Annotated in this window: 21 protein-coding genes; 17 read left to right on the forward strand and 4 right to left on the reverse strand. The window is 53.0% G+C overall.

Annotation, left to right across the window (positions count from 1 at the left end):
- Window positions 1-27 precede the first annotated feature (27 nt).
- The 6 genes from C7B16_RS06530 (at window position 28) to C7B16_RS06555 (ending at window position 8,957) form a co-directional block, all read left to right on the forward strand.
- Window positions 28-3,309 carry a DUF5107 domain-containing protein gene (locus C7B16_RS06530; protein ID WP_105267857.1) on the forward strand — a complete coding sequence of 1,094 codons (3,282 nt, stop codon included), beginning with the start codon at window positions 28-30 and terminating at the stop codon, window positions 3,307-3,309.
- 96 nt (window positions 3,310-3,405) lie between these two features.
- Complete coding sequence (locus C7B16_RS06535; protein WP_016242530.1) at window positions 3,406-4,389, forward strand: substrate-binding domain-containing protein; 984 nt, start codon at window positions 3,406-3,408, stop codon at window positions 4,387-4,389.
- A gap of 22 nt (window positions 4,390-4,411) precedes the next feature.
- Window positions 4,412-5,923, forward strand: a complete 1,512-nt coding sequence (locus C7B16_RS06540) for a sugar ABC transporter ATP-binding protein (RefSeq protein WP_107179505.1) — start codon at window positions 4,412-4,414, stop codon at window positions 5,921-5,923.
- Between the two features lie 24 nt (window positions 5,924-5,947).
- The gene (locus C7B16_RS06545) at window positions 5,948-6,946 is read left to right on the forward strand and encodes an ABC transporter permease (RefSeq protein WP_001276671.1); all 999 of its coding nucleotides are present in this window, start codon (window positions 5,948-5,950) and stop codon (window positions 6,944-6,946) included.
- Window positions 6,947-6,978: 32 nt separating this feature from the next.
- Window positions 6,979-8,073 (forward strand): zinc-dependent alcohol dehydrogenase family protein, encoded by a 1,095-nt coding sequence (locus C7B16_RS06550; protein WP_181244186.1) that lies wholly within the window; start codon window positions 6,979-6,981, stop codon window positions 8,071-8,073.
- 11 nt (window positions 8,074-8,084) lie between these two features.
- Window positions 8,085-8,957, forward strand: coding sequence for an aldose 1-epimerase (locus C7B16_RS06555; RefSeq protein WP_107179506.1), 873 nt, complete (start codon window positions 8,085-8,087; stop codon window positions 8,955-8,957).
- A gap of 85 nt (window positions 8,958-9,042) precedes the next feature.
- On the opposite strand, the gene C7B16_RS06560 is transcribed toward C7B16_RS06555, so the two are convergent.
- Entirely contained in the window at window positions 9,043-9,465 is a 423-nt protein-coding gene (locus C7B16_RS06560) for a DoxX family protein (RefSeq protein ID WP_001094718.1), read from the reverse strand.
- A gap of 236 nt (window positions 9,466-9,701) precedes the next feature.
- Here C7B16_RS06560 and C7B16_RS06565 point away from each other — a divergent pair, with 236 nt between their 5' ends.
- Entirely contained in the window at window positions 9,702-10,841 is a 1,140-nt protein-coding gene (locus tag C7B16_RS06565; RefSeq protein ID WP_000244163.1) for a 3-phenylpropionate MFS transporter, read from the forward strand.
- On the opposite strand, the gene csiE is transcribed toward C7B16_RS06565, so the two are convergent.
- The 3 genes from csiE to suhB form a co-directional block, all read right to left on the reverse strand.
- Window positions 10,842-12,116 carry a stationary phase inducible protein CsiE gene (csiE, locus tag C7B16_RS06570; RefSeq protein ID WP_107179507.1) on the reverse strand — a complete coding sequence of 425 codons (1,275 nt, stop codon included), beginning with the start codon at window positions 12,114-12,116 and terminating at the stop codon, window positions 10,842-10,844.
- Between the two features lie 196 nt (window positions 12,117-12,312).
- The gene (locus tag C7B16_RS06575) at window positions 12,313-13,161 is read right to left on the reverse strand and encodes an alpha/beta hydrolase (protein WP_085449148.1); all 849 of its coding nucleotides are present in this window, start codon (window positions 13,159-13,161) and stop codon (window positions 12,313-12,315) included.
- A gap of 144 nt (window positions 13,162-13,305) precedes the next feature.
- Window positions 13,306-14,109, reverse strand: coding sequence for an inositol-1-monophosphatase (gene suhB, locus C7B16_RS06580; protein WP_000553448.1), 804 nt, complete (start codon window positions 14,107-14,109; stop codon window positions 13,306-13,308).
- Window positions 14,110-14,227: 118 nt separating this feature from the next.
- On the opposite strand from suhB, the gene trmJ reads away from it, so the two are divergent.
- From trmJ to pepB, 10 genes are all read left to right on the forward strand, one after another.
- Entirely contained in the window at window positions 14,228-14,968 is a 741-nt protein-coding gene (trmJ, locus tag C7B16_RS06585; RefSeq protein WP_000940037.1) for a tRNA (cytosine(32)/uridine(32)-2'-O)-methyltransferase TrmJ, read from the forward strand.
- Between the two features lie 362 nt (window positions 14,969-15,330).
- A complete protein-coding gene (gene iscR, locus C7B16_RS06590; RefSeq protein ID WP_001241357.1) occupies window positions 15,331-15,819 on the forward strand; it encodes a Fe-S cluster assembly transcriptional regulator IscR in 489 nt (162 codons plus the stop codon).
- A 111-nt stretch (window positions 15,820-15,930) separates the two neighbouring features.
- The gene (gene iscS / locus C7B16_RS06595; protein ID WP_001295373.1) at window positions 15,931-17,145 is read left to right on the forward strand and encodes a cysteine desulfurase; all 1,215 of its coding nucleotides are present in this window, start codon (window positions 15,931-15,933) and stop codon (window positions 17,143-17,145) included.
- A gap of 27 nt (window positions 17,146-17,172) precedes the next feature.
- Window positions 17,173-17,559, forward strand: coding sequence for a Fe-S cluster assembly scaffold IscU (gene iscU / locus C7B16_RS06600; protein ID WP_000331707.1), 387 nt, complete (start codon window positions 17,173-17,175; stop codon window positions 17,557-17,559).
- Window positions 17,560-17,575: 16 nt separating this feature from the next.
- Entirely contained in the window at window positions 17,576-17,899 is a 324-nt protein-coding gene (gene iscA, locus C7B16_RS06605; RefSeq protein ID WP_000028953.1) for an iron-sulfur cluster assembly protein IscA, read from the forward strand.
- 95 nt (window positions 17,900-17,994) lie between these two features.
- Complete coding sequence (gene hscB / locus C7B16_RS06610) at window positions 17,995-18,510, forward strand: co-chaperone HscB (protein WP_000384411.1); 516 nt, start codon at window positions 17,995-17,997, stop codon at window positions 18,508-18,510.
- A gap of 16 nt (window positions 18,511-18,526) precedes the next feature.
- Window positions 18,527-20,377 (forward strand): Fe-S protein assembly chaperone HscA, encoded by a 1,851-nt coding sequence (gene hscA / locus C7B16_RS06615; RefSeq protein ID WP_001516878.1) that lies wholly within the window; start codon window positions 18,527-18,529, stop codon window positions 20,375-20,377.
- Window position 20,378: 1 nt separating this feature from the next.
- Window positions 20,379-20,714, forward strand: a complete 336-nt coding sequence (fdx, locus tag C7B16_RS06620; RefSeq protein WP_001124467.1) for an ISC system 2Fe-2S type ferredoxin — start codon at window positions 20,379-20,381, stop codon at window positions 20,712-20,714.
- An 11-nt stretch (window positions 20,715-20,725) separates the two neighbouring features.
- On the forward strand, window positions 20,726-20,926 hold the full coding sequence (iscX, locus tag C7B16_RS06625; RefSeq protein WP_000523616.1) for a Fe-S cluster assembly protein IscX: 201 nt from the start codon (window positions 20,726-20,728) through the stop codon (window positions 20,924-20,926).
- Window positions 20,927-20,984: 58 nt separating this feature from the next.
- Window positions 20,985-22,268, forward strand: coding sequence for an aminopeptidase PepB (gene pepB / locus C7B16_RS06630; protein ID WP_107179508.1), 1,284 nt, complete (start codon window positions 20,985-20,987; stop codon window positions 22,266-22,268).
- Window positions 22,269-22,323 lie beyond the last annotated feature (55 nt).

The raw sequence follows: 22,323 nt of genomic DNA on the forward strand, positions 1-22,323 counted from the left end.
GTATGTCTTGTTAATATTGAGGGCACCATGACTCCAGTAAAAGTGTGGCAAGAGCGCGTTGAGATCCCGACCTATGAAACCGGGCCGCAGGATATACATCCCATGTTTCTGGAAAATCGCGTTTATCAGGGATCGTCCGGCGCGGTTTATCCCTATGGCGTGACGGATACGCTGAGCGAGCAGAAAACCCTGAAATCGTGGCAGGCGGTATGGCTGGAAAACGACTACATCAAAGTGATGATCCTGCCGGAACTGGGCGGTCGTGTGCATCGCGCGTGGGATAAAGTAAAACAGCGCGATTTTGTCTATCACAATGAGGTGATAAAACCGGCGCTGGTAGGGCTGCTGGGGCCGTGGATCTCTGGCGGGATTGAGTTTAACTGGCCGCAACACCATCGCCCGACCACCTTTATGCCCGTTGATTTCGCCATCGAAGCACATGAAGATGGCGCACAGACTGTATGGGTTGGCGAAACGGAGCCGATGCACGGTTTACAGGTGATGACCGGTTTCACGCTGCGCCCTGACCGTGCCGCACTGGAAATCGCCAGCCGCGTCTATAACGGCAATGCTACGCCGCGTCATTTTTTGTGGTGGGCCAATCCGGCGGTGAAAGGTGGTGAAGGGCATCAGAGTGTTTTCCCACCGGATGTGACTGCGGTATTCGATCATGGCAAACGGGCCGTTTCAGCTTTCCCCATTGCCACCGGAACCTATTACAAAGTGGACTACTCCGCCGGAGTGGACATTTCTCGTTATAAAAATGTACCCGTTCCAACATCATATATGGCCGAAAAATCACAGTACGATTTTGTTGGCGCGTGGTGTCACGATGAAGATGGCGGTTTGCTTCACGTTGCCAACCACCATATTGCACCAGGTAAAAAACAGTGGAGCTGGGGACACAGTGAATTTGGTCAGGCGTGGGATAAGAGCCTGACCGACAATAACGGCCCGTATATCGAACTGATGACTGGCATTTTTGCTGACAACCAGCCCGATTTTACCTGGCTTGATGCTTACGAAGAGAAGCGTTTCGAGCAGTATTTCCTGCCTTATCATTCTCTGGGCATGGTGCAAAACGCCTCCCGCGACGCGGTGATTAAATTAGAGCGTAGCGAGCGGGGGATTGAGTGGGGGCTGTATGCCATCTCCCCGTTGAGTGGATATCGTCTGGCGATCCGCGAAATCGGCAAATGCAACGTGTTACTTGACGATGCCGTAGCCCTGACACCAGCGACCGCCATCCAGGGCGTGTTACGCGGTATTGATCCGGGCAGATTGACTATCGAACTTTCCGATGCTGACGGCAATATTGTACTGAGTTATCAGGAACATCAGCCGCAAGAACTACCGTTGCCGGACGTTGCTAAAGCGCCACTGGCAGCACAAGACATTACCAGTACAGATGAAGCCTGGTTTGTCGGTCAGCATCTGGAGCAATACCATCACGCCAGCCGTTCGCCGTTCGATTACTACCTGCGCGGCGTGGCGTTGGATCCGCTCGATTATCGCTGCAACCTGGCGCTGGCGATGCTGGAATATAACCGCGCAGATTTCCCGCAAGCGGTGGCATATGCCAGTCAGGCGCTAAAACGCGCACATGCGCTGAATAAAAACCCGCAGTGCGGACAGGCAAGTTTGATTCGCGCCAGTGCTTACGAACGTCAGGGGCAATATCAACAAGCCGAAGAGGATTTCTGGCGTGCAGTCTGGAGCGGCAACAGTAAAGCGGGCGGCTATTACGGTCTGGCACGACTGGCGGCGCGTAATGGCAACTTCGAGGCAGGGCTGGATTTTTGCCAACAAAGCCTGCGCGCCTGCCCAACTAATCAGGAAGTGCTTTGCCTGCATAATCTGCTGCTGGTATTAAGCGGCCGTCAGGATAATGCGCGTTTACAGCGCGAGAAACTGCTGCGCGATTATCCGCTGAACGCCACCCTGTGGTGGTTGAACTGGTTCGATGGTCGTTCTGAATCTGCCTTCACGCAGTGGCGAGGTCTGTGTCAGGGGCGCGACGTGAACGCCCTGATGACTGCCGGGCAGTTGATTAACTGGGGAATGCCCGCCCTGGCGGCAGAGATGCTGAACGCACTGGACTGCCAACGCACGTTGCCGCTTTATCTGCAAGCGAGCTTATTGCCGAAAGCTGATCGTGGCGAACTGGTGACAAAAGCCATTGATGTCTTTCCGCAGTTTGTCCGTTTCCCGAATACGCTGGAGGAAGTGGCGGCACTGGAGAGCATTGAAGAGTGTTGGTTCGCCCGTCATTTACTGGCCTGCTTCTACTACAACAAGCGTTGCTACGACAAAGCCATTGCCTTATGGCAGCGTTGCGTAGAGATGTCGCCGGAGTTTGCCGACGGCTGGCGCGGGTTGGCGATCCATGCGTGGAATAAGCAGCACGATGATGAACTGGCCGCACGTTATCTTGATAATGCTTATCAGCTTGCGCCACAGGATGCACGTCTGCTTTTCGAACGCGATTTGCTGGATAAGTTAACCGGATCTTCGCCGGAGAAACGACTGGCGCGTCTGGAAAATAATCTGGAAATTGCCCTGAAACGCGACGACATGACCGCAGAACTGCTCAATTTGTGGCATCTCACCGGTCAGGCAGACAAAGCGGCGGACATTCTCGCCACGCGCAAATTCCATCCGTGGGAAGGCGGGGAAGGGAAAGTTACCTGCCAGTTTATCCTCAACCAGTTGTTACGCGCCTGGCAACACCTTGATGCCAGACAGCCGCAGCAGGCAAGCGAACTGCTTCATGCCGCGTTGCATTATCCGGAGAATTTAAGCGAAGGTCGTTTACCTGGGCAGACTGATAACGACATCTGGTTCTGGCAGGCAGTATGCGCGAAAACGCAGGGCGATGAAGCTGAGGCGACGCGCTGCTTACGAATGGCGGCGACCGGCGATCGCACCATTAACATCCACAGTTATTACAACGATCAGCCGGTCGATTATCTCTTCTGGCAAGGGATGGCACTGCGATTGCTGGGCGAACAACAAACGGCACAGCAACTGTTCAGTGAAATGAAACAGTGGGCGCAACAGATGGCGAAAACCAGTATCGAAGCGGATTTCTTTGCTGTTTCACAACCGGACTTGTTGTCGCTGTATGGCGATTTACAACAGCAGCATAAAGAAAAATGCCTGATGGTGTCGATGCTGGCGGCTGCGGGATTAGGGGAGATTGCGCAATATGAATCTGTGCGCGCTGAACTGACGGCGATTAATCCGGCCTGGCCGAAAGCGGCATTATTCACCACCGTGATGCCTTTTATTTTTAACTACGTTCACTAAACCCTATTAACTGTAATATTTGAGCGGCATGCGCTGCCGCTCATCACTAAATAATTAAAATAAGCCGTTGTAAATAAAAACCCTACAGGAGGCACTATGCCTGAAAAAATGAGAGCAACCCGTAATATAATTTTAATAGCTACGCTTTTGGGTAGCGCACTATTCGCCAGGGCTGCGGAAAAAGAAATGACCATTGGCGCAATATATCTTGATACTCAGGGATATTACGCCGGTGTACGTCAGGGTGTTCAGGATGCGGCAAAAGATTCCTCAGTACAGGTACAGTTAATAGAAACCAACGCACAGGGGGATATTTCAAAAGAAAGTACTTTTGTTGATACCCTCGTGGCGCGTAATGTTGATGCCATTATTTTGTCGGCAGTGTCTGAAAATGGCAGTAGCCGCACCGTCCGACGCGCCAGTGAGGCGGGTATTCCAGTGATTTGCTACAACACCTGTATTAATCAGAAAGGGGTCGATAAATATGTCTCGGCGTATCTGGTGGGCGATCCTCTGGAATTCGGTAAAAAACTGGGTAATGCCGCCGCCGATTATTTTATTGCCAACAAAATTGAACAACCAAAAATTGCCGTCATAAATTGCGAAGCTTTTGAAGTTTGTGTGCAGCGGCGTAAAGGGTTTGAAGAAGTATTAAAAGCCCGTGTTCCCGGAGCGCAAATTGTCGCGAATCAGGAAGGTACTGTTTTAGATAAAGCGATTTCTGTCGGTGAAAAACTGATTATCTCCACGCCGGATCTCAACGCCATTATGGGGGAATCGGGCGGCGCGACACTCGGCGCAGTTAAAGCAGTACGTAATCAAAATCAGGCCGGGAAAATTGCCGTCTTTGGTTCAGATATGACGACTGAAATTGCCCAGGAACTGGAAAACAACCAGGTGCTGAAAGCGGTAGTGGATATTTCCGGTAAGAAAATGGGTAACGCTGTTTTTGCGCAAACATTGAAGGTTATCGATAAAAAAGCCGACGGTGAGAAAGTGATTCAGGTGCCTATCGATCTCTATACCAAAACGGAAGACGGTAAGCAGTGGCTGGCAACGCATGTTGATGGTCTGCCCTAATAGCTGATTCGCAGAGGTCCCTATGTTCACGGCAACAGAGGCAGTCCCGGTAGCAAAAGTGGTGGCAGGAAATAAGCGTTATCCCGGCGTCGTTGCGCTGGATAACGTTAATTTCACGCTCAATAAAGGCGAAGTTCGCGCGCTGTTAGGTAAAAACGGCGCGGGCAAATCGACCCTCATTCGAATGCTCACCGGCAGCGAACGCCCGGACAGCGGCGATATCTGGATTGGCGAGACGCGGCTGGAAGGTGACGAAGCTACGCTGACTCGCCGTGCCGCTGAACTGGGGGTACGCGCGGTTTATCAGGAGTTAAGTCTGGTGGAGGGGCTGACGGTGGCGGAAAACCTCAGCCTTGGTCAATGGCCACGCCGCAACAGCATGATTGATTACCCGCAAATGGCGCAGGATGCCCAACGTTGCTTACAGGCGCTGGGTGTCGACGTTAGCCCTGAACAACTTGTATCGACGCTAAGTCCGGCGCAAAAGCAACTGGTGGAAATTGCGCGAGTGATGAAGGGCGAGCCGCGCGTGGTCATTCTTGATGAACCTACCAGTTCGCTTGCCAGTGCGGAAGTTGAACTGGTGATCAGCGCCGTGAAAAAGATGTCGGCACTGGGCGTGGCGGTGATTTATGTCAGCCACCGGATGGAAGAAATCCGCCGTATCGCTTCCTGCGCCACCGTCATGCGCGATGGTCAGGTGGCGGGCGATGTGATGCTCGAAAACACCTCCACCCGTCATATTGTGTCGCTGATGCTTGGACGCGATCACGTTGATATTGCGCCGGTTGCCGCCCAGGAAATTGCTGACCAGATCGTGCTGGATGTTCGTGCGTTACGCCACAGACCAAAACTTGCGGAGATCAATTTTTCACTGCGTCGTGGTGAAGTGCTCGGTATTGCTGGCCTGCTGGGAGCCGGGCGCAGTGAATTGCTGAAAGCGATTGTTGGACTGGAAGCGTTTGAGCAGGGCGAAATTGTTATCAACGGCGAGAAAATCACGCGCCCGGATTACGGCGACATGTTGAAACGCGGCATCGGCTATACCCCGGAAAATCGCAAAGAAGCGGGGATCATTCCCTGGCTGGGCGTTGACGAAAATACAGTGCTGACCAACCGGCAAAAAATCAGCGCTAACGGCGTGCTGCAATGGTCTACCATCCGCCGCCTGACCGAAGAGGTGATGCAACGGATGACAGTCAAGGCTGCCAGTAGCGAAACGCCGATTGGTACGCTTTCCGGCGGTAATCAGCAAAAAGTGGTGATCGGTCGTTGGGTCTATGCCGCCAGCCAGATTCTGTTGCTCGACGAGCCAACGCGCGGCGTCGATATCGAAGCCAAGCAGCAGATTTACCGTATTGTCCGCGAGCTGGCCGCAGAAGGAAAAAGCGTGGTGTTTATCTCCAGTGAAGTGGAGGAGTTGCCGCTGGTGTGCGACCGCATCCTGTTGTTACAGCACGGCACGTTCTCGCAGGAGTTTCACTCGCCGGTCAATGTGGATGAGCTGATGTCCGCCATTCTGTCTGTGCACTGATGAATTTTACCGAGGAACCTGAAGATGTCTGCTTCGTCATTACCATTGCCGCAGGGCAAGAGCGTCTCGCTCAAACAATTTGTCAGTCGCCACATTAATGAGATCGGTTTGCTGGTGGTGATAGCCATTTTGTATCTGGTCTTCTCCCTGAACGCACCAGGCTTTATCTCATTAAATAACCAGATGAACGTGCTACGCGATGCCGCCACCATCGGTATTGCCGCCTGGGCGATGACGCTGATTATTATCTCCGGTGAAATTGATGTCAGCGTTGGGCCAATGGTGGCTTTTGTCTCGGTGTGCCTGGCATTTTTACTGCAATTTGAGGTTCCTCTGGCGGTGGCGTGTTTGTTGGTGTTGCTGTTAGGCGCGCTGATGGGAACGCTCGCCGGGGTGTTACGTGGCGTGTTTAACGTGCCAAGTTTTGTGGCCACGCTGGGGTTGTGGAGCGCCCTGCGCGGTATGGGGCTGTTTATGACTAACGCCCTGCCTGTGCCGATTGACGAAAACGAGGTACTGGACTGGCTGGGTGGGCAATTTCTCGGCGTGCCGGTATCCGCGCTGATCATGATGGTGCTGTTTGCGCTGTTTGTGTTCATCAGCCGTAAAACTGCCTTCGGGCGTTCGGTTTTTGCTGTGGGCGGTAATGCCACGGCGGCGCAGTTGTGCGGGATTAACGTCCGGCGAGTACGCATTCTTATTTTTACCCTTTCAGGATTATTAGCGGCGGTGACCGGCATTTTACTGGCGGCGCGCCTCGGTTCTGGTAACGCAGGCGCGGCAAACGGTCTGGAGTTTGACGTGATCGCAGCCGTGGTAGTTGGTGGTACGGCGCTTTCCGGTGGTCGCGGCTCCCTGTTCGGTACGCTGCTTGGCGTTCTGGTCATTACGCTAATCGGTAACGGTCTGGTGCTGCTCGGAATTAACTCCTTTTTCCAGCAGGTGGTTCGCGGCGTCATCATCGTGGTGGCGGTACTGGCGAATATCTTGCTGACCCAGCGAAGCAGTAAAGCGAAACGCTAAATATTAACGCCCCTGGCGCGGGTGCGGCAGGGATGAAAATTAATCGTATTGTTAATGAGGGACTTATGAAAACGATGCTGGCAGCTTACTTACCAGGAAATTCGACCGTTGTTCTACGGGAAGTTGCGGTGCCGACGCCGGGGATTAACCAGGTACTGATCAAAATGAAATCCTCCGGGATTTGCGGAAGCGATGTCCACTATATCTATCATCAACACCGCGCCACGGCGGCGGCGCCCGATAAACCGTTGTATCAGGGATTTATCAACGGTCATGAACCGTGCGGGCAGATTGTGGCTATGGGGCAAGGCTGTCGACATTTTAAAGAGGGTGACCGCGTGCTGGTGTATCACATTTCCGGCTGTGGTTTTTGCCCGAACTGCCGCCGCGGCTTTCCTATCTCTTGTACTGGCAAAGGAAAAGCGGCTTACGGCTGGCAGCGTGACGGCGGTCATGCCGAATATCTGCTGGCGGAAGAAAAAGATCTGATCCTCCTGCCAGACGCACTGAGCTACGAAGATGGAGCGTTTATCAGTTGCGGCGTTGGCACGGCGTATGAAGGGATTTTGCGCGGCGAAGTCTCCGGCAGCGATAACGTGCTGGTGGTCGGTCTGGGGCCGGTCGGGATGATGGCGATGATGCTGGCGAAAGGTCGCGGTGCGAAACGGATCATCGGCGTTGATATGTTGCCGGAACGTCTGGCGATGGCGAAACAGTTAGGTGTGATGGATCACGGTTATTTAGCAACCACTGAAGGTCTGCCGCAGATAATTGCCGAGCTCACCCACGGCGGCGCGGATGTTGCGCTCGATTGTTCCGGTAATGCTGCGGGGCGCTTGCTGGCATTGCAATCCACCGCCGACTGGGGACGCGTGGTTTACATCGGGGAAACTGGAAAAGTGGAGTTCGAGGTCAGCGCCGATCTGATGCACCATCAACGGCGGATTATTGGCTCCTGGGTGACCAGCCTGTTCCATATGGAAAAATGCGCTCACGATCTGACGGACTGGAAACTGTGGCCGCGTAACGCCATTACCCACCGCTTCTCACTGGAACAGGCGGGTGAGGCGTATGCGCTGATGGCAAGTGGCAAATGTGGGAAAGTCGTGATTAATTTCCCGGATTAAGGAGTTAGCGGATGACCATCTATACCTTATTTCATGGGGCGCTAAAGCTGGATATCTCTGACCAGGGCGGAGTCATAGAAGGCTTCTGGCACGACACGACGGCGTTGCTACGTCCGGGTAAAAAAAACGGTGTGGCAACCGATGCCTCCTGTTTTCCGCTGGTGCCGTTTGCTAACCGGGTGAGCGGCAACCGCTTTGTCTGGCAAGGGCGTGAGTATCCGCTACATCCTAACGTTGAATGGGACGCGCATTATCTGCACGGCGATGGCTGGCTGGGCCAGTGGCAATGTGTAACGCGCAGCGATGATAGTTTATGTCTGGAGTATGAACATCGCGGTGGCGTTTATCATTATCGGGTAAGTCAGACGTTTCATTTAACGGCAGATGCGCTGACGGTCACGCTCTCTGTCACCAATGAAGGTGCAGAGACGCTGCCGTTTGGTACGGGCTGGCATCCTTATTTTCCGTTGTCGTCGCAAACGCGGATTCAGGCGCAGGCGAGCGGTTACTGGCTGGAGCGGGAACAGTGGCTGGCGGGGGCGTTTTGCGCGCAGTTACCGCTGGAGCTGGATTTCAATCAGCTCGCGCCGTTGCCGCGTCAGTGGGTGAACAATGGTTTTTCCGGATGGAATGGTCAGGCACGCATTGAGCAGCCACAGCAGGGTTACGCCATCACTATGGAAACGACGCCGCCCGCACCGTGTTATTTCATCTTTGTTTCGGATCCGACGTTTGATAAAGGGTATGCGTTTGATTTCTTCTGCCTGGAGCCGATGAGTCATGCGCCGGATGACCATCATCGTCCCGAAGGCGGAGATCTCATTGCGCTTGCGCCGGGGGAGTCAACAACCTTAGATATGTCGTTGCGGGTTGAGTTGCTGTAATTTATAAAATGCCGGATGCACAGGCCTACAATGGGTGCCGGAGCGGTAGGCCGGATAAGGCGTTCACGCCGCATCCGGCATGTTTTTAACGCCGATCGAGAGAAATCGCCCCCGGTCCGGTAATCGCCAGCAGCAGGAATGCGCCTGCAATACTGACATTTTTCCAGAAATTAATCATATTTGGCCCGACCGCATCCCCCGTCATATCCCAGTAATGATGGCCAATCACCGCTGTACCCAGCGTGTAGAAAATAAACAGCACCGCCAGCGGACGAGTGAAAAAACCAAGCACGATTAATATCGCGGCAGGCACTTCCATAACTACCGCAATAATTGCCGCCAGCATCGGCATTGGCGCGCCCAGCGAGGCCATATATTGGACCGTACCGTCAAAGCCCATCATTTTGGGAAAACCAAAAATAATGAAAATTAAGATGATGGCAATACGGGCAATTAATAACAAAACGGGGCGGGCTGCGCCAAAATCAAAATAACGTAGTGTGTTCATAACCAATCCCTTTGCAAAAAGATGTGATTTAAACGTAATACACACTCTGGCACCTCGCCACGCCCCAGGCGTTGAGATATTCGCTAATTATCCTGGTTTGCTATAACGGCATAGCGCAGGTCGCTGACAATGTGCTTGCTGCTTCATGCCGGGAAGCTCGCTCGAATATTCTTATTTTCCAACTTGCAACAACATTCGATTAACTCCAGACTAACGCCTCCTGACGGGAGGGACTCATGGTTTTGCAATCCACGCGCTGGCTGGCGCTCGGTTATTTCACGTACTTTTTTAGCTACGGCATTTTTCTACCTTTCTGGAGCGTCTGGCTTGAGGGGATTGGCTTAACGCCAGAAACCATCGGTCTGTTGTTAGGGGCCGGTCTGGTTGCCCGTTTTCTCGGTAGTTTGATAATCGCGCCCCGCGTCAGCGATCCTTCTCGTCTGATTTCCGCGCTGCGGGTGCTGGCGTTGCTGACGCTGCTGTTTGCCGTCGCCTTCTGGGCTGGCGCGCATGTCGCGTGGCTGATGGTGGTAATGGTCGGTTTTAACCTCTTTTTCTCACCGTTGGTGCCGTTGACTGACGCGCTGGCGAATACCTGGCAAAAGCAGTTTCCGCTTGATTACGGCAAAGTGCGGCTGTGGGGCTCGGTGGCATTTGTCATTGGTTCGGCGCTGACGGGCAAACTGGTCACGGTGTTTGATTATCGGGTGATCCTCGCGATGTTGACGCTGGGCGTGGCATCCATGCTACTTGGTTTTCTCATTCGCCCGACCATTCAACCACAAGGGGTAAGCCGCCAGCAGGAGAGCACGGGATGGCCGGCCTGGCTGGCGCTGGTTCGCCAGAACTGGCGCTTTCTGGCTTGTGTTTGTCTATTGCAGGGAGCGCACGCGGCGTATTACGGTTTTAGCGCCATTTACTGGCAGGCAGCGGGTTACTCGGCTTCGGCGGTGGGCTATTTGTGGTCACTTGGGGTGGTGGCGGAAGTTATCATCTTTGCGCTGAGTAACAAACTTTTCCGTCGCTGTAGCGCTCGCGATATGTTGTTGATCTCAGCGATTTGCGGAGTGGCGCGTTGGAGCATTATGGGGGCAACCACTGAGTTACCGTGGTTGATATTGGTGCAGATCCTGCATTGCGGCACTTTTACCGTGTGCCACCTGGCCGCCATGCGCTATATCGCCGCTCGTCAGGGTAGTGAGGTGATCCGTTTGCAGGCGGTTTACTCTGCCGTCGCGATGGGCGGCAGTATCGCTATCATGACCGTCTTCGCCGGATTCTTGTATCAATATCTGGGGCACGGCGTGTTCTGGGTGATGGCATTGGTGGCGCTTCCGGCAATGTTTCTGCGCCCAAAAGTGGTTCCCTCATGCTGATTATTCCAGCATTTTACGGATCTGCTCCTGTTGGTGTGCGGTCAGGGTCTGATTCGTATGAATCAGCGGCGGCGAAAAGAGCGGTAACGGGATGGAATAAGGTGCAATAATCAGCACAGCGTTTCTCGGTGCGCCATTTCGTAAAAAGGCCTTCACCGATATATGTTTAATATTGAGCGGCAGTAGCGTAATTTCGCGCAATTGTTGCTCAATACTTGCTTCTCTTTCACTGTCATTGTCCGTCAGTAAAACAATCTGTTTTTCGTTAACTTCATTTGCTTGCATCAGCCATGCGCCGAAAATCACCGCCACCAGACCACTTTCCTCATCGGAAAAACGGACATTGTATTCACTTTCAAACCCGGCCAGCGCCGCGCGGGTTGTACGAACCAGGCGTGGGTAAAGTCGGCTGAACTCTTCTGGCAAGGTGTTATCAATACCGATGGCAAACAAACTGCGGCGTAATGCCTGAGCGAGATGAGTATAAAGCTGATCGCATAACCCCTGTTCATCATAGAAACGGACATTTCCCAGCTCACGAAAATGTTGTACCAGACGGACAATAGCCTGACGCAATTGCCGATCGCGCTGATGGGTATCCTGCAGCGGATTGGGAACCCGCAACATGGAAAAGAGCAATGCCATAAACAACGCTTCATCTGATGGTACAGGCTGGCGCGCCCGGCGTTGCCAGTGGCGGCCAATTTCTTGTGCTATCTGAAATTCAAGGCAGGATTCAGCCCATCGACGTTGCTGTGGGTTAAATTGTGGCGTGATCCCGGCATGATGTTGTAGCAGGCAATATTGCAGATATAGGCACAGAAAATGAATATCACGAGCTTCAAAGCATTTTTGCAATCGTCGCGAACACAGATTAACTAAAGCTTGTAGGTTGGTATCGTCGTAAAAGTTGCGAGCAATCCCCCGACGCTTCAATTCTTCCTTTATGGCAGGGGCGAAACGACCGGTGATAAATGACGGGCATAAACGGAAACCGCGTCGTAGCCAGTGAAATAAACATAAACGTTGATTAAGTACTGTACCTTCAATCCGGTAGCTACCGTCATAACCAGTAGTGAGCGTGAGTTGATGATAGCGCAGGATCTCCCGTCCTGTTTCGCTGATATCAAAACTGGCAATATCATCATCCACACCATTAAGCTCGCTAAACGTTGCCGTGGTAGCGGCCAACCCCGGCTGAAATAGCGTTAACAAGATCTGGCAGCGGCGCTGGGGAGCAGAAAGGGCAGATGGTGGAGCAAGTGTAGACATCATCTGTTGATCTCCCATAAGCATAATTGATAAGGATAGCTAAAGTTTGCTTAGGGAAATGGTGAATGGAACGCTATTTATCAGAAATGCGGGCAGGCGTCACAGAATTTTTATCGATATAAACAGCAATGGCCAGTTGAATGCCATGTCTTAAGGTGATTTCATGCTGTTTTATCGGGTTTTAATCTTAAGGTTAATTCTACGGGCTCAACGTATTGAGGATAAAATCTACCGCTTGTTCGCGATAAACATCACCATGACGATCGGAAAAAGCGTCAATGTGTTCGCCATCGGGGATCAGAATCAGCCGTTTTGGCTCTTTCGCCAGAGCATATAACTTTTCACTGTGCTGCCAGGGGATAACGTGATCGGCTTTGCCGTGAATCAGTAAAAGCGGAATGGGGCTGACGCTGGCAATGTAATTTTCACCGCTGTAACTTTCATCAAGTAAGTAACCACTGCCGGGGATCATCTGGTTGGCGATGGTTGAGTAAGAGGCAAATGTGGAGTCGAGGATCACCGCGCGGATGCCCTCACGATTGCCCTGACCAATAACATCAAGAATATTCGCACCGCCAATACTCTGACCAAACAGTACCAGTCGCTGCGGGTTTACATCACTGCGATGGCGCACCACGTTGATGGCGCTCAGTGTATCGTCCAGTAATCCGGCTTGCGAAGGCGTTCCTTTAGACTTACCAAACCCACGATAATCAAACATAAACACGTTGAAATTGCGTTCGGGTAACCAACTGACCAGTGGCCAATGTGCAGACATATTTCCGGCATTGCCATGAGCATGGATCACCGTAGCGATGGCGTTTTCAGCGGGGCCAGTCGATGACGGAATAAACCAGCCTTGCAGGCGTGTGCCATCTTCAGCGGTAAACTCTACGGATTCTGCTGACCAGGGGTCAGGGCCATAAATTTTGTCATCAGGATAATAGAAAAAATTGATAGCGACGCGCGGCACTAAATAAACGCAGACGGCAACAACAAAGAGAATAAACAGAATCTTGAAAACGCGCTTGTTTACTGGCAGGACCATAACCTTTCCTTGCGACTTTTTTGTAATCTATTAATCGGGGAAAGATGGTGGGAGAGCGGTGAGGGAAAGTAAAGCGGCGAGAAAGTATTTCGGAATAGCGCCTGAAAGGCGAGGGCGGGTGAGAGAAATCACCCGCCAGAGAAATTAACGCTTCAGTGCGTCGCTTAACTCGTCACGCATGTTTGACAGCATGGCTTTTACTACGCGTGGGTTACCCGCAACGATGTTACCGGTCAGTATGTAGTTATGACCACCAGTGAAGTCGCTGACGATACCGCCAGCTTCACGAACCAGCAGTTCGCCTGCGGCGAAGTCCCACGGACGCAGACCGATTTCAAAGAAACCGTCAACGCGACCAGCAGCGACATAAGCCAGATCCAGTGCCGCAGAACCAGTACGACGGAAGTCAGCACATTCGTTGAACAGTTTGCCGACGATGTTAATGTAGGTGGTGGCGTACTGTTTTGCTTTGAACGGGAAGCCGGTCGCCAGAATAGTACCGTCGAGATCGCGAGCAGTGCTGCCACGCAGACGGTAGCCGTTCAGTTGTGCGCCCTGACCGCGAGTCGCGGTGAACAGTTCGTTACGCATAGGATCGTAAACCACAGCAACTTCGGTGCGGCCTTTGATGCGAACAGCGATAGATACCGCGAAATGCGGCAGACGTTTGATAAAGTTGGTGGTGCCATCCAGTGGATCGATAACCCATTGAACATCCTGATCAGTACCTTCAAGTTCACCGCTTTCTTCGGTGATGATGGTGTGCTGCGGGTAAGATTTACGAATCGTGTCGATAATCACCGCTTCGGCAGCTTTATCTACGTTGGTCACGAAATCGTTGCTGCCTTTCTGGCTCGCTTCTACAGCGTCCGGGGTTTCATAGTTTTTGGCAATTAAATTACCCGCCTTGCGCGCTGCGCGCACGGCGATGTTCAGCATCGGATGCATCGGTCTCTCTCACTGGATGTTAAAGAACGGGAAAACGGCGCAGAGTATAGCAGCGAGATCGGCATCTGTCTTCGTTTTATGATAAGATGCGCGAATAATCTTTAGACGAAGAAAGACAATGCTGCAAAATATTCGAATTGTGCTGGTGGAGACGTCACACACCGGCAATATGGGTTCTGTTGCCCGAGCCATGAAAACAATGGGATTAACCAATCTGTGGCTGGTTAATCCTCTGGTGAAACCTGACTCCCAGGCGATCGCGTTGGCAGCGGGAGCCAGTGATGTGATTGGTAATGCGCAGATTGTCGATACACTCGACGAAGCGTTGGCTGGTTGTAGCCTGGTCGTTGGCACCAGCGCGCGTTCCCGTACGCTGCCGTGGCCGATGCTCGACCCGCGCGAATGCGGTTTGAAAAGCGTCGCTGAAGCGGCAAACACGCCGGTGGCGCTGGTCTTTGGTCGCGAGCGCGTCGGCTTGACCAATGAAGAGCTGCAGAAATGCCATTATCATGTCGCGATTGCCGCGAACCCGGAATACAGCTCGCTGAACCTGGCGATGGCAGTACAGGTTATCGCCTATGAAGTGCGTATGGCCTGGCTGGCGACCCAGGAAAACGGCGAGCAGGTTGAGCATGCAGAGACGCCGTATCCGCTGGTGGATGATCTGGAACGTTTTTACGGTCATCTGGAGCAAACGTTGCTGGCAACCGGTTTTATTCGTGAAAACCATCCGGGGCAGGTGATGAATAAATTGCGTCGTCTGTTTACGCGTGCGCGCCCGGAAAGTCAGGAGTTGAATATCCTGCGTGGGATTCTGGCTTCTATTGAGCAGCAGAATAAAGGCAATAAGGCCGAATAACAGTCATTGCCTGATGCGACGCTTAACGCGTCTTATCAGGCTTACAAGTGCACGGAACCGTAGGTCGGATAAGGCGTTTACGCCGCATCCGACAGTCATTGCCTGATGCGACGCTTAACGCGTCTTATCAGGCTTACAAGTGCGCGGAACCGTAGGTCGGATAAGGCGTTTACGCCGCATCCGACAACAGGTACAAATGCCACGATAAGAAAATGGCACTGAAGGCTAAATACCTGACTAAATCAGTCAAGTAAATAGTTGACCAATTTACTCGGGAATGTCAGACTTGACCCTGCTATGCAATACCCCCACTTTTACAATAAAAAACCCCGGGCAGGGGCGAGTTTGAGGTGAAGTAAGACATGAGACTGACATCTAAAGGGCGCTATGCCGTGACCGCAATGCTGGACGTTGCGCTCAACTCCGAAGCAGGCCCGGTTCCGTTGGCTGATATTTCTGAACGTCAGGGAATTTCCCTTTCTTATCTGGAACAACTGTTTTCCCGTCTGCGTAAAAATGGTCTGGTTTCCAGCGTACGTGGACCTGGCGGTGGTTATCTGTTGGGCAAAGATGCCAGCAGCATCGCCGTTGGCGAAGTGATTAGCGCTGTTGACGAATCTGTAGATGCCACCCGTTGTCAGGGTAAAGGCGGCTGCCAGGGCGGCGATAAATGCCTGACCCACGCGCTGTGGCGTGATTTGAGCGACCGTCTCACCGGTTTTCTCAACAACATTACTTTAGGCGAACTGGTCAATAACCAGGAAGTGCTGGATGTGTCTGGTCGTCAACATACTCACGACGCGCCACGTACCCGCACACAAGACGCGATCGACGTTAAGTTACGCGCTTAATAAAAAGAATTCAGAGTCAGGCCGGAGTGTTTATCACTTCGTAAACACGGTCGTACATCCAGCCGGTAGCCTGATTCCTTGCATTGAGTGATGTACGGAGTTTATAGAGCAATGAAATTACCGATTTATCTCGATTACTCCGCAACCACGCCGGTGGACCCGCGTGTTGCCGAGAAAATGATGCAGTTTATGACGATGGACGGAACCTTTGGTAACCCGGCCTCCCGTTCTCACCGTTTCGGCTGGCAGGCTGAAGAAGCAGTAGATATCGCCCGTAATCAGATTGCCGATCTGGTCGGTGCTGACCCGCGTGAAATCGTCTTTACCTCTGGCGCCACCGAATCTGACAACCTGGCAATTAAAGGTGCAGCCAACTTTTATCAGAAAAAAGGCAAGCACATCATCACCAGCAAAACCGAACACAAAGCGGTACTGGACACCTGCCGTCAGCTTGAGCGTGAAGGTTTTGAAGTCACCTACCTGGCGCCGCAGCGTAACGGAATTATCGATCTGAAAGAACTCGAAGCGGCGATGCGTGATGACACCATCCTCGTTTCTATCATGCACGTGAATAACGAAATCGGCGTGGTACAGGATATCGCGGCTATCGGTGAAATGTGCCGTGCCCGCGGCATTATCTATCACGTTGATGCAACCCAGAGCGTGGGTAAACTGCCTATCGACCTGAGCCAGTTGAAAGTTGACCTGATGTCTTTCTCCGGTCACAAAATCTACGGTCCGAAAGGTATTGGCGCGCTGTATGTGCGTCGTAAACCACGCGTGCGCATTGAAGCGCAAATGCACGGCGGCGGTCACGAGCGCGGTATGCGTTCCGGTACACTGCCGGTTCACCAGATCGTGGGTATGGGCGAAGCCTATCGCATCGCAAAAGAAGAGATGGCGACCGAGATGGAACGTCTGCGCGGCCTGCGTAACCGTCTGTGGAACGGCATCAAAGATATCGAAGAAGTTTACCTGAACGGTGACCTGGAACACGGTGCGCCGAACATTCTCAACGTCAGCTTTAACTACGTTGAAGGTGAGTCGCTGATTATGGCGCTGAAAGACCTCGCGGTTTCTTCAGGTTCCGCCTGTACGTCGGCAAGTCTCGAACCGTCCTACGTGCTGCGCGCGCTGGGGCTGAACGACGAGCTGGCACATAGCTCTATCCGTTTCTCTTTAGGTCGTTTTACTACTGAAGAAGAGATCGACTACACCATCGAGTTAGTTCGTAAATCCATCGGTCGTCTGCGTGACCTTTCTCCGCTGTGGGAAATGTACAAGCAGGGCGTGGATCTGAACAGCATCGAATGGGCTCATCATTAATCGGTATCGGAATCAGGAGAATTTATAATGGCTTACAGCGAAAAAGTTATCGACCATTACGAGAATCCGCGTAACGTGGGTTCCTTCGACAACAACGACGAAAACGTGGGCAGCGGCATGGTGGGTGCACCAGCCTGTGGCGACGTGATGAAGTTGCAGATTAAAGTCAACGATGAAGGTATCATTGAAGACGCGCGTTTTAAAACTTACGGCTGCGGTTCCGCTATCGCTTCCAGTTCTCTGGTGACCGAATGGGTGAAAGGGAAATCTCTCGACGAAGCACAGGCGATCAAAAACACCGATATTGCTGAAGAACTTGAACTGCCACCGGTGAAAATTCACTGTTCTATTCTGGCAGAAGACGCGATCAAAGCCGCCATTGCGGACTATAAAAGCAAACGTGAAGCAAAATAAGAGTTGAGGTTTGGTTATGTCGATTACACTGAGCGACAGTGCAGCAGCGCGAGTAAATACCTTTCTGGCTAACCGCGGTAAAGGGTTTGGCCTGCGTCTGGGTGTGAGAACCTCTGGGTGTTCAGGTATGGCGTATGTACTGGAATTTGTTGACGAACCGACGCCGGAAGACATCGTGTTTGAAGACAAAGGCGTGAAAGTCGTGGTCGATGGCAAAAGCCTGCAATTTCTGGACGGTACGCAACTGGACTTCGTAAAAGAAGGCCTGAACGAAGGGTTTAAATTCACCAACCCGAACGTAAAAGATGAATGTGGTTGCGGCGAAAGCTTCCACGTCTGATGCGCATACCGATAACCCCACCGTGGTCGCCTGCGCGTGGGGTTTGTTTTACCTGATTCGCCGTCATTGCGGCGGATCGCAGCCCTGAGAATGTTATGGATTACTTCACCCTCTTTGGTTTGCCTGCCCGTTATCAACTCGATACCCAGGCATTGAGCCTGCGTTTTCAGGATCTACAACGTCAGTATCATCCTGATAAATTCGCCAGCGGAAGCCAGGCGGAACAACTCGCCGCCGTCCAGCAATCCGCAACCATTAACCAGGCATGGCAAACGCTGCGTCATCCATTGATGCGGGCAGAATACCTGCTTTCGCTGCACGGTTTTGATCTTGCCAGCGAGCAGCATACAGTGCGCGACACCGCGTTCCTGATGGAACAACTGGAGCTGCGCGAGGAGCTGGACGAGATCGAACAGGCGAAAGACGAAGCGCGGCTGGAAAGCTTTATCAAACGCGTCAAAAAGATGTTTGATACCCGCCATCAGTTGATGGTTGAACAGTTAGACAACGAGGCGTGGGACGCGGCGGCGGATACCGTGCGTAAGCTGCGTTTTCTCGATAAACTGCGAAGCAGTGCCGAACAACTCGAAGAAAAACTGCTCGATTTTTAATTTCTGGAAGCTAAACATGGCCTTATTACAAATTAGTGAACCTGGTTTGAGTGCTGCGCCGCATCAGCGTCGTCTGGCGGCCGGTATTGACCTGGGCACAACCAACTCGCTGGTGGCGACAGTACGCAGCGGTCAGGCCGAAACGTTAGCCGACCATGAAGGCCGTCACCTGCTGCCGTCTGTTGTTCACTATCAACAGCAAGGGCATTCGGTGGGGTATGACGCGCGTACTAATGCAGCGCTTGACACAGCCAACACCATTAGTTCTGTTAAACGCCTGATGGGGCGCTCGCTGGCTGATATCCAGCAACGCTATCCGCATCTGCCTTATCAATTCCAGGCCAGCGAGAATGGTCTGCCGATGATTGAAACGGCGGCGGGACTGCTGAACCCGGTGCGCGTTTCTGCGGACATCCTCAAAGCACTGGCAGCACGGGCAACTGAAGCCCTGGCAGGCGAGCTGGATGGTGTGGTTATCACCGTTCCGGCGTACTTTGACGATGCCCAGCGTCAGGGCACCAAAGACGCAGCGCGTCTGGCTGGCCTGCATGTCCTGCGCTTGCTCAACGAACCGACCGCTGCGGCTATCGCCTACGGGCTGGATTCCGGTCAGGAAGGTGTGATTGCCGTTTATGACCTCGGCGGCGGGACTTTTGATATTTCCATTCTACGTTTAAGTCGCGGCGTGTTTGAAGTGCTGGCGACCGGCGGTGATTCTGCGCTCGGTGGTGATGACTTCGACCATCTGCTGGCGGATTACATTCGCGAGCAGGCGGGCATTCCTGACCGTAGCGATAACCGCGTTCAGCGTGAACTGCTGGATGCCGCCATTGCGGCCAAAATCGCTCTGAGCGATGCCGATTCCGTGACTGTTAATGTTGCGGGCTGGCAGGGCGAAATCAGCCGTCAACAATTCAACGAACTGATCGCACCACTGGTTAAACGAACCTTACTGGCCTGTCGTCGCGCGCTGAAAGACGCGGGCGTTGAGGCTGATGAAGTTCTGGAAGTGGTGATGGTTGGCGGTTCTACCCGTGTGCCGTTGGTGCGTGAACGGGTGGGCGAATTTTTCGGTCGTCCGCCACTGACCTCCATCGACCCGGATAAAGTTGTCGCCATTGGCGCGGCGATTCAGGCTGATATTCTGGTGGGTAACAAGCCGGACAGTGAAATGCTGCTGCTCGACGTGATCCCCCTGTCGCTGGGCCTTGAGACTATGGGCGGCCTGGTGGAGAAAGTGATCCCACGTAATACCACCATTCCGGTGGCCCGCGCCCAGGATTTCACCACCTTTAAAGATGGTCAGACGGCAATGTCTATCCATGTTATGCAGGGTGAGCGTGAACTGGTGCAGGATTGCCGCTCGTTGGCACGTTTTGCGCTGCGTGGGATCCCGGCGTTACCGGCTGGCGGTGCGCATATTCGCGTAACGTTCCAGGTCGATGCCGACGGTCTTTTAAGTGTGACGGCGATGGAGAAATCCACCGGCGTTGAGGCGTCTATTCAGGTCAAACCTTCTTATGGTCTGACCGACAGCGAAATCGCCTCAATGATTAAAGACTCAATGAGCTATGCCGAGCAGGACGTAAAAGCCCGTATGCTGGCTGAACAAAAAGTCGAAGCGGCGCGCGTACTGGAAAGTCTGAACGGCGCGCTGGCTGCGGATGCCGCGCTGTTAAGCACCGCAGAACGTCAGGTCATCGACGATGCCGCTGCTCACCTGAGTGAAGTAGCGCAGGGCGATGATGTTGACGCCATCGAACAAGCGATTAAAAACGTAGACAAACAAACCCAGGATTTCGCCGCTCGCCGCATGGACCAGTCGGTTCGTCGTGCGCTGAAAGGCCATTCCGTGGACGAGGTTTAATATGCCAAAGATTGTTATTTTGCCTCATCAGGATCTCTGCCCTGATGGTGCTGTTCTGGAAGCTAAGAGCGGTGAAACCATTCTCGACGCTGCGCTGCGTAACGGCATCGAGATTGAACACGCCTGTGAAAAATCCTGCGCTTGCACCACCTGCCACTGTATCGTTCGTGAAGGTTTTGACTCGTTGCCGGAAAGCTCTGAGCAGGAAGACGACATGCTGGACAAAGCCTGGGGGCTGGAGCCGGAAAGCCGTTTAAGCTGCCAGGCGCGCGTCACCGATGAAGATTTAGTGGTCGAAATTCCGCGTTACACTATCAACCATGCGCGTGAGCATTAACAGAGGTTAGTATGGGACTTAAGTGGACCGATAGCCGCGAAATTGGCGAAGCACTGTACGATGCGTATCCCGATCTCGACCCGAAAACGGTTCGATTCACCGATATGCATCAGTGGATTTGCGATCTGGAAGATTTCGACGACGACCCGCAGGCATCTAACGAGAAAATCCTCGAAGCGATTTTGTTAGTCTGGCTGGACGAAGCTGAGTGAATAAACGGGCTGCCTGGGGGTAGCCCGTTTTGCTGTTAAACAAATAAGGATAACTAAAATGACAGAAGCGATGAAAATTACCCTTTCTTCCCAACCTGCTGATGCGCGTTGGGGAGAAAAAGCGACTTACAGCATTAATAATGATGGCATTACCCTGCACCTGACCGGGGCTGACGATTTGGGGCTGATCCAGCGTGCGGCGCGCAAGATTGACGGTCTGGGCATTAAGCATGTCCAGTTAAGTGGTGAAGGCTGGGATGTGGATCGTTGCTGGGCGTTCTGGCAGGGTTACAAAGCGCCTAAAGGTACGCATAAAGTCGAGTGGCCGGAGTTGGACGATGCACAACGCCAGGAACTGGATAACCGCCTGATGATCATCGACTGGGTGCGTGACACCATCAACGCACCGGCTGAAGAACTGGGGCCATCACAACAGGCGCAGCGTGCTGTTGATCTGATCAGCAACGTTGCGGGCGATCGTGTGACTTACCGGATCACTAAAGGCGAAGATCTGCGCGAGCAGGGTTATATGGGGCTGCACACCGTTGGACGCGGATCAGAACGTTCCCCGGTATTGCTGGCGCTGGACTATAACCCAACGGGCGATAAAGAAGCGCCGGTATACGCTTGCCTGGTAGGCAAAGGCATCACCTTTGATTCCGGCGGTTACAGTATCAAACAGACCGCGTTTATGGACTCGATGAAGTCCGATATGGGCGGTGCTGCAACGGTTACCGGAGCGCTGGCATTTGCTATTACGCGCGGTCTGAATAAACGCGTGAAACTGTTCCTCTGCTGTGCGGATAACCTGATCAGCGGCAACGCGTTCAAACTGGGCGATATCATCACCTATCGCAACGGTAAAAAAGTCGAAGTGATGAACACCGATGCGGAAGGGCGACTGGTGCTGGCAGATGGCCTGATTGATGCCAGCGCGCAGAAACCGGAACTGATTATTGATGCTGCGACCCTGACCGGAGCGGCGAAAACCGCGCTGGGTAATGATTATCACGCACTGTTCAGTTTTGACGATGCGCTGGCAGGGCGTTTGCTGACGAGTGCCGCGCAGGAGAATGAACCATTCTGGCGTCTGCCACTGGCGGAGTTCCATCGTAACCAGTTACCGTCAAACTTTGCCGAACTTAACAATACCGGAAGCGCGGCTTATCCGGCAGGGGCGAGTACGGCTGCGGGCTTCCTGTCGCACTTTGTTGAGAACTATCAGCAAGGTTGGCTGCACATTGACTGCTCAGCGACTTACCGTAAAGCGCCGGTTGAGCAGTGGTCTGCGGGCGCGACCGGGCTGGGTGTGCGCACGATTGCCAATCTGTTAACTGCGTAATCTTTTATGCCGGATGCGGTTCAAGCCACATCCGGTTTTTTTATCAGACCGTTGG

Origin of the sequence: Escherichia sp. 20412-1, from assembly GCF_003027595.1 — a bacterium.
Classification (GTDB): domain Bacteria; phylum Pseudomonadota; class Gammaproteobacteria; order Enterobacterales; family Enterobacteriaceae; genus Escherichia; species Escherichia marmotae.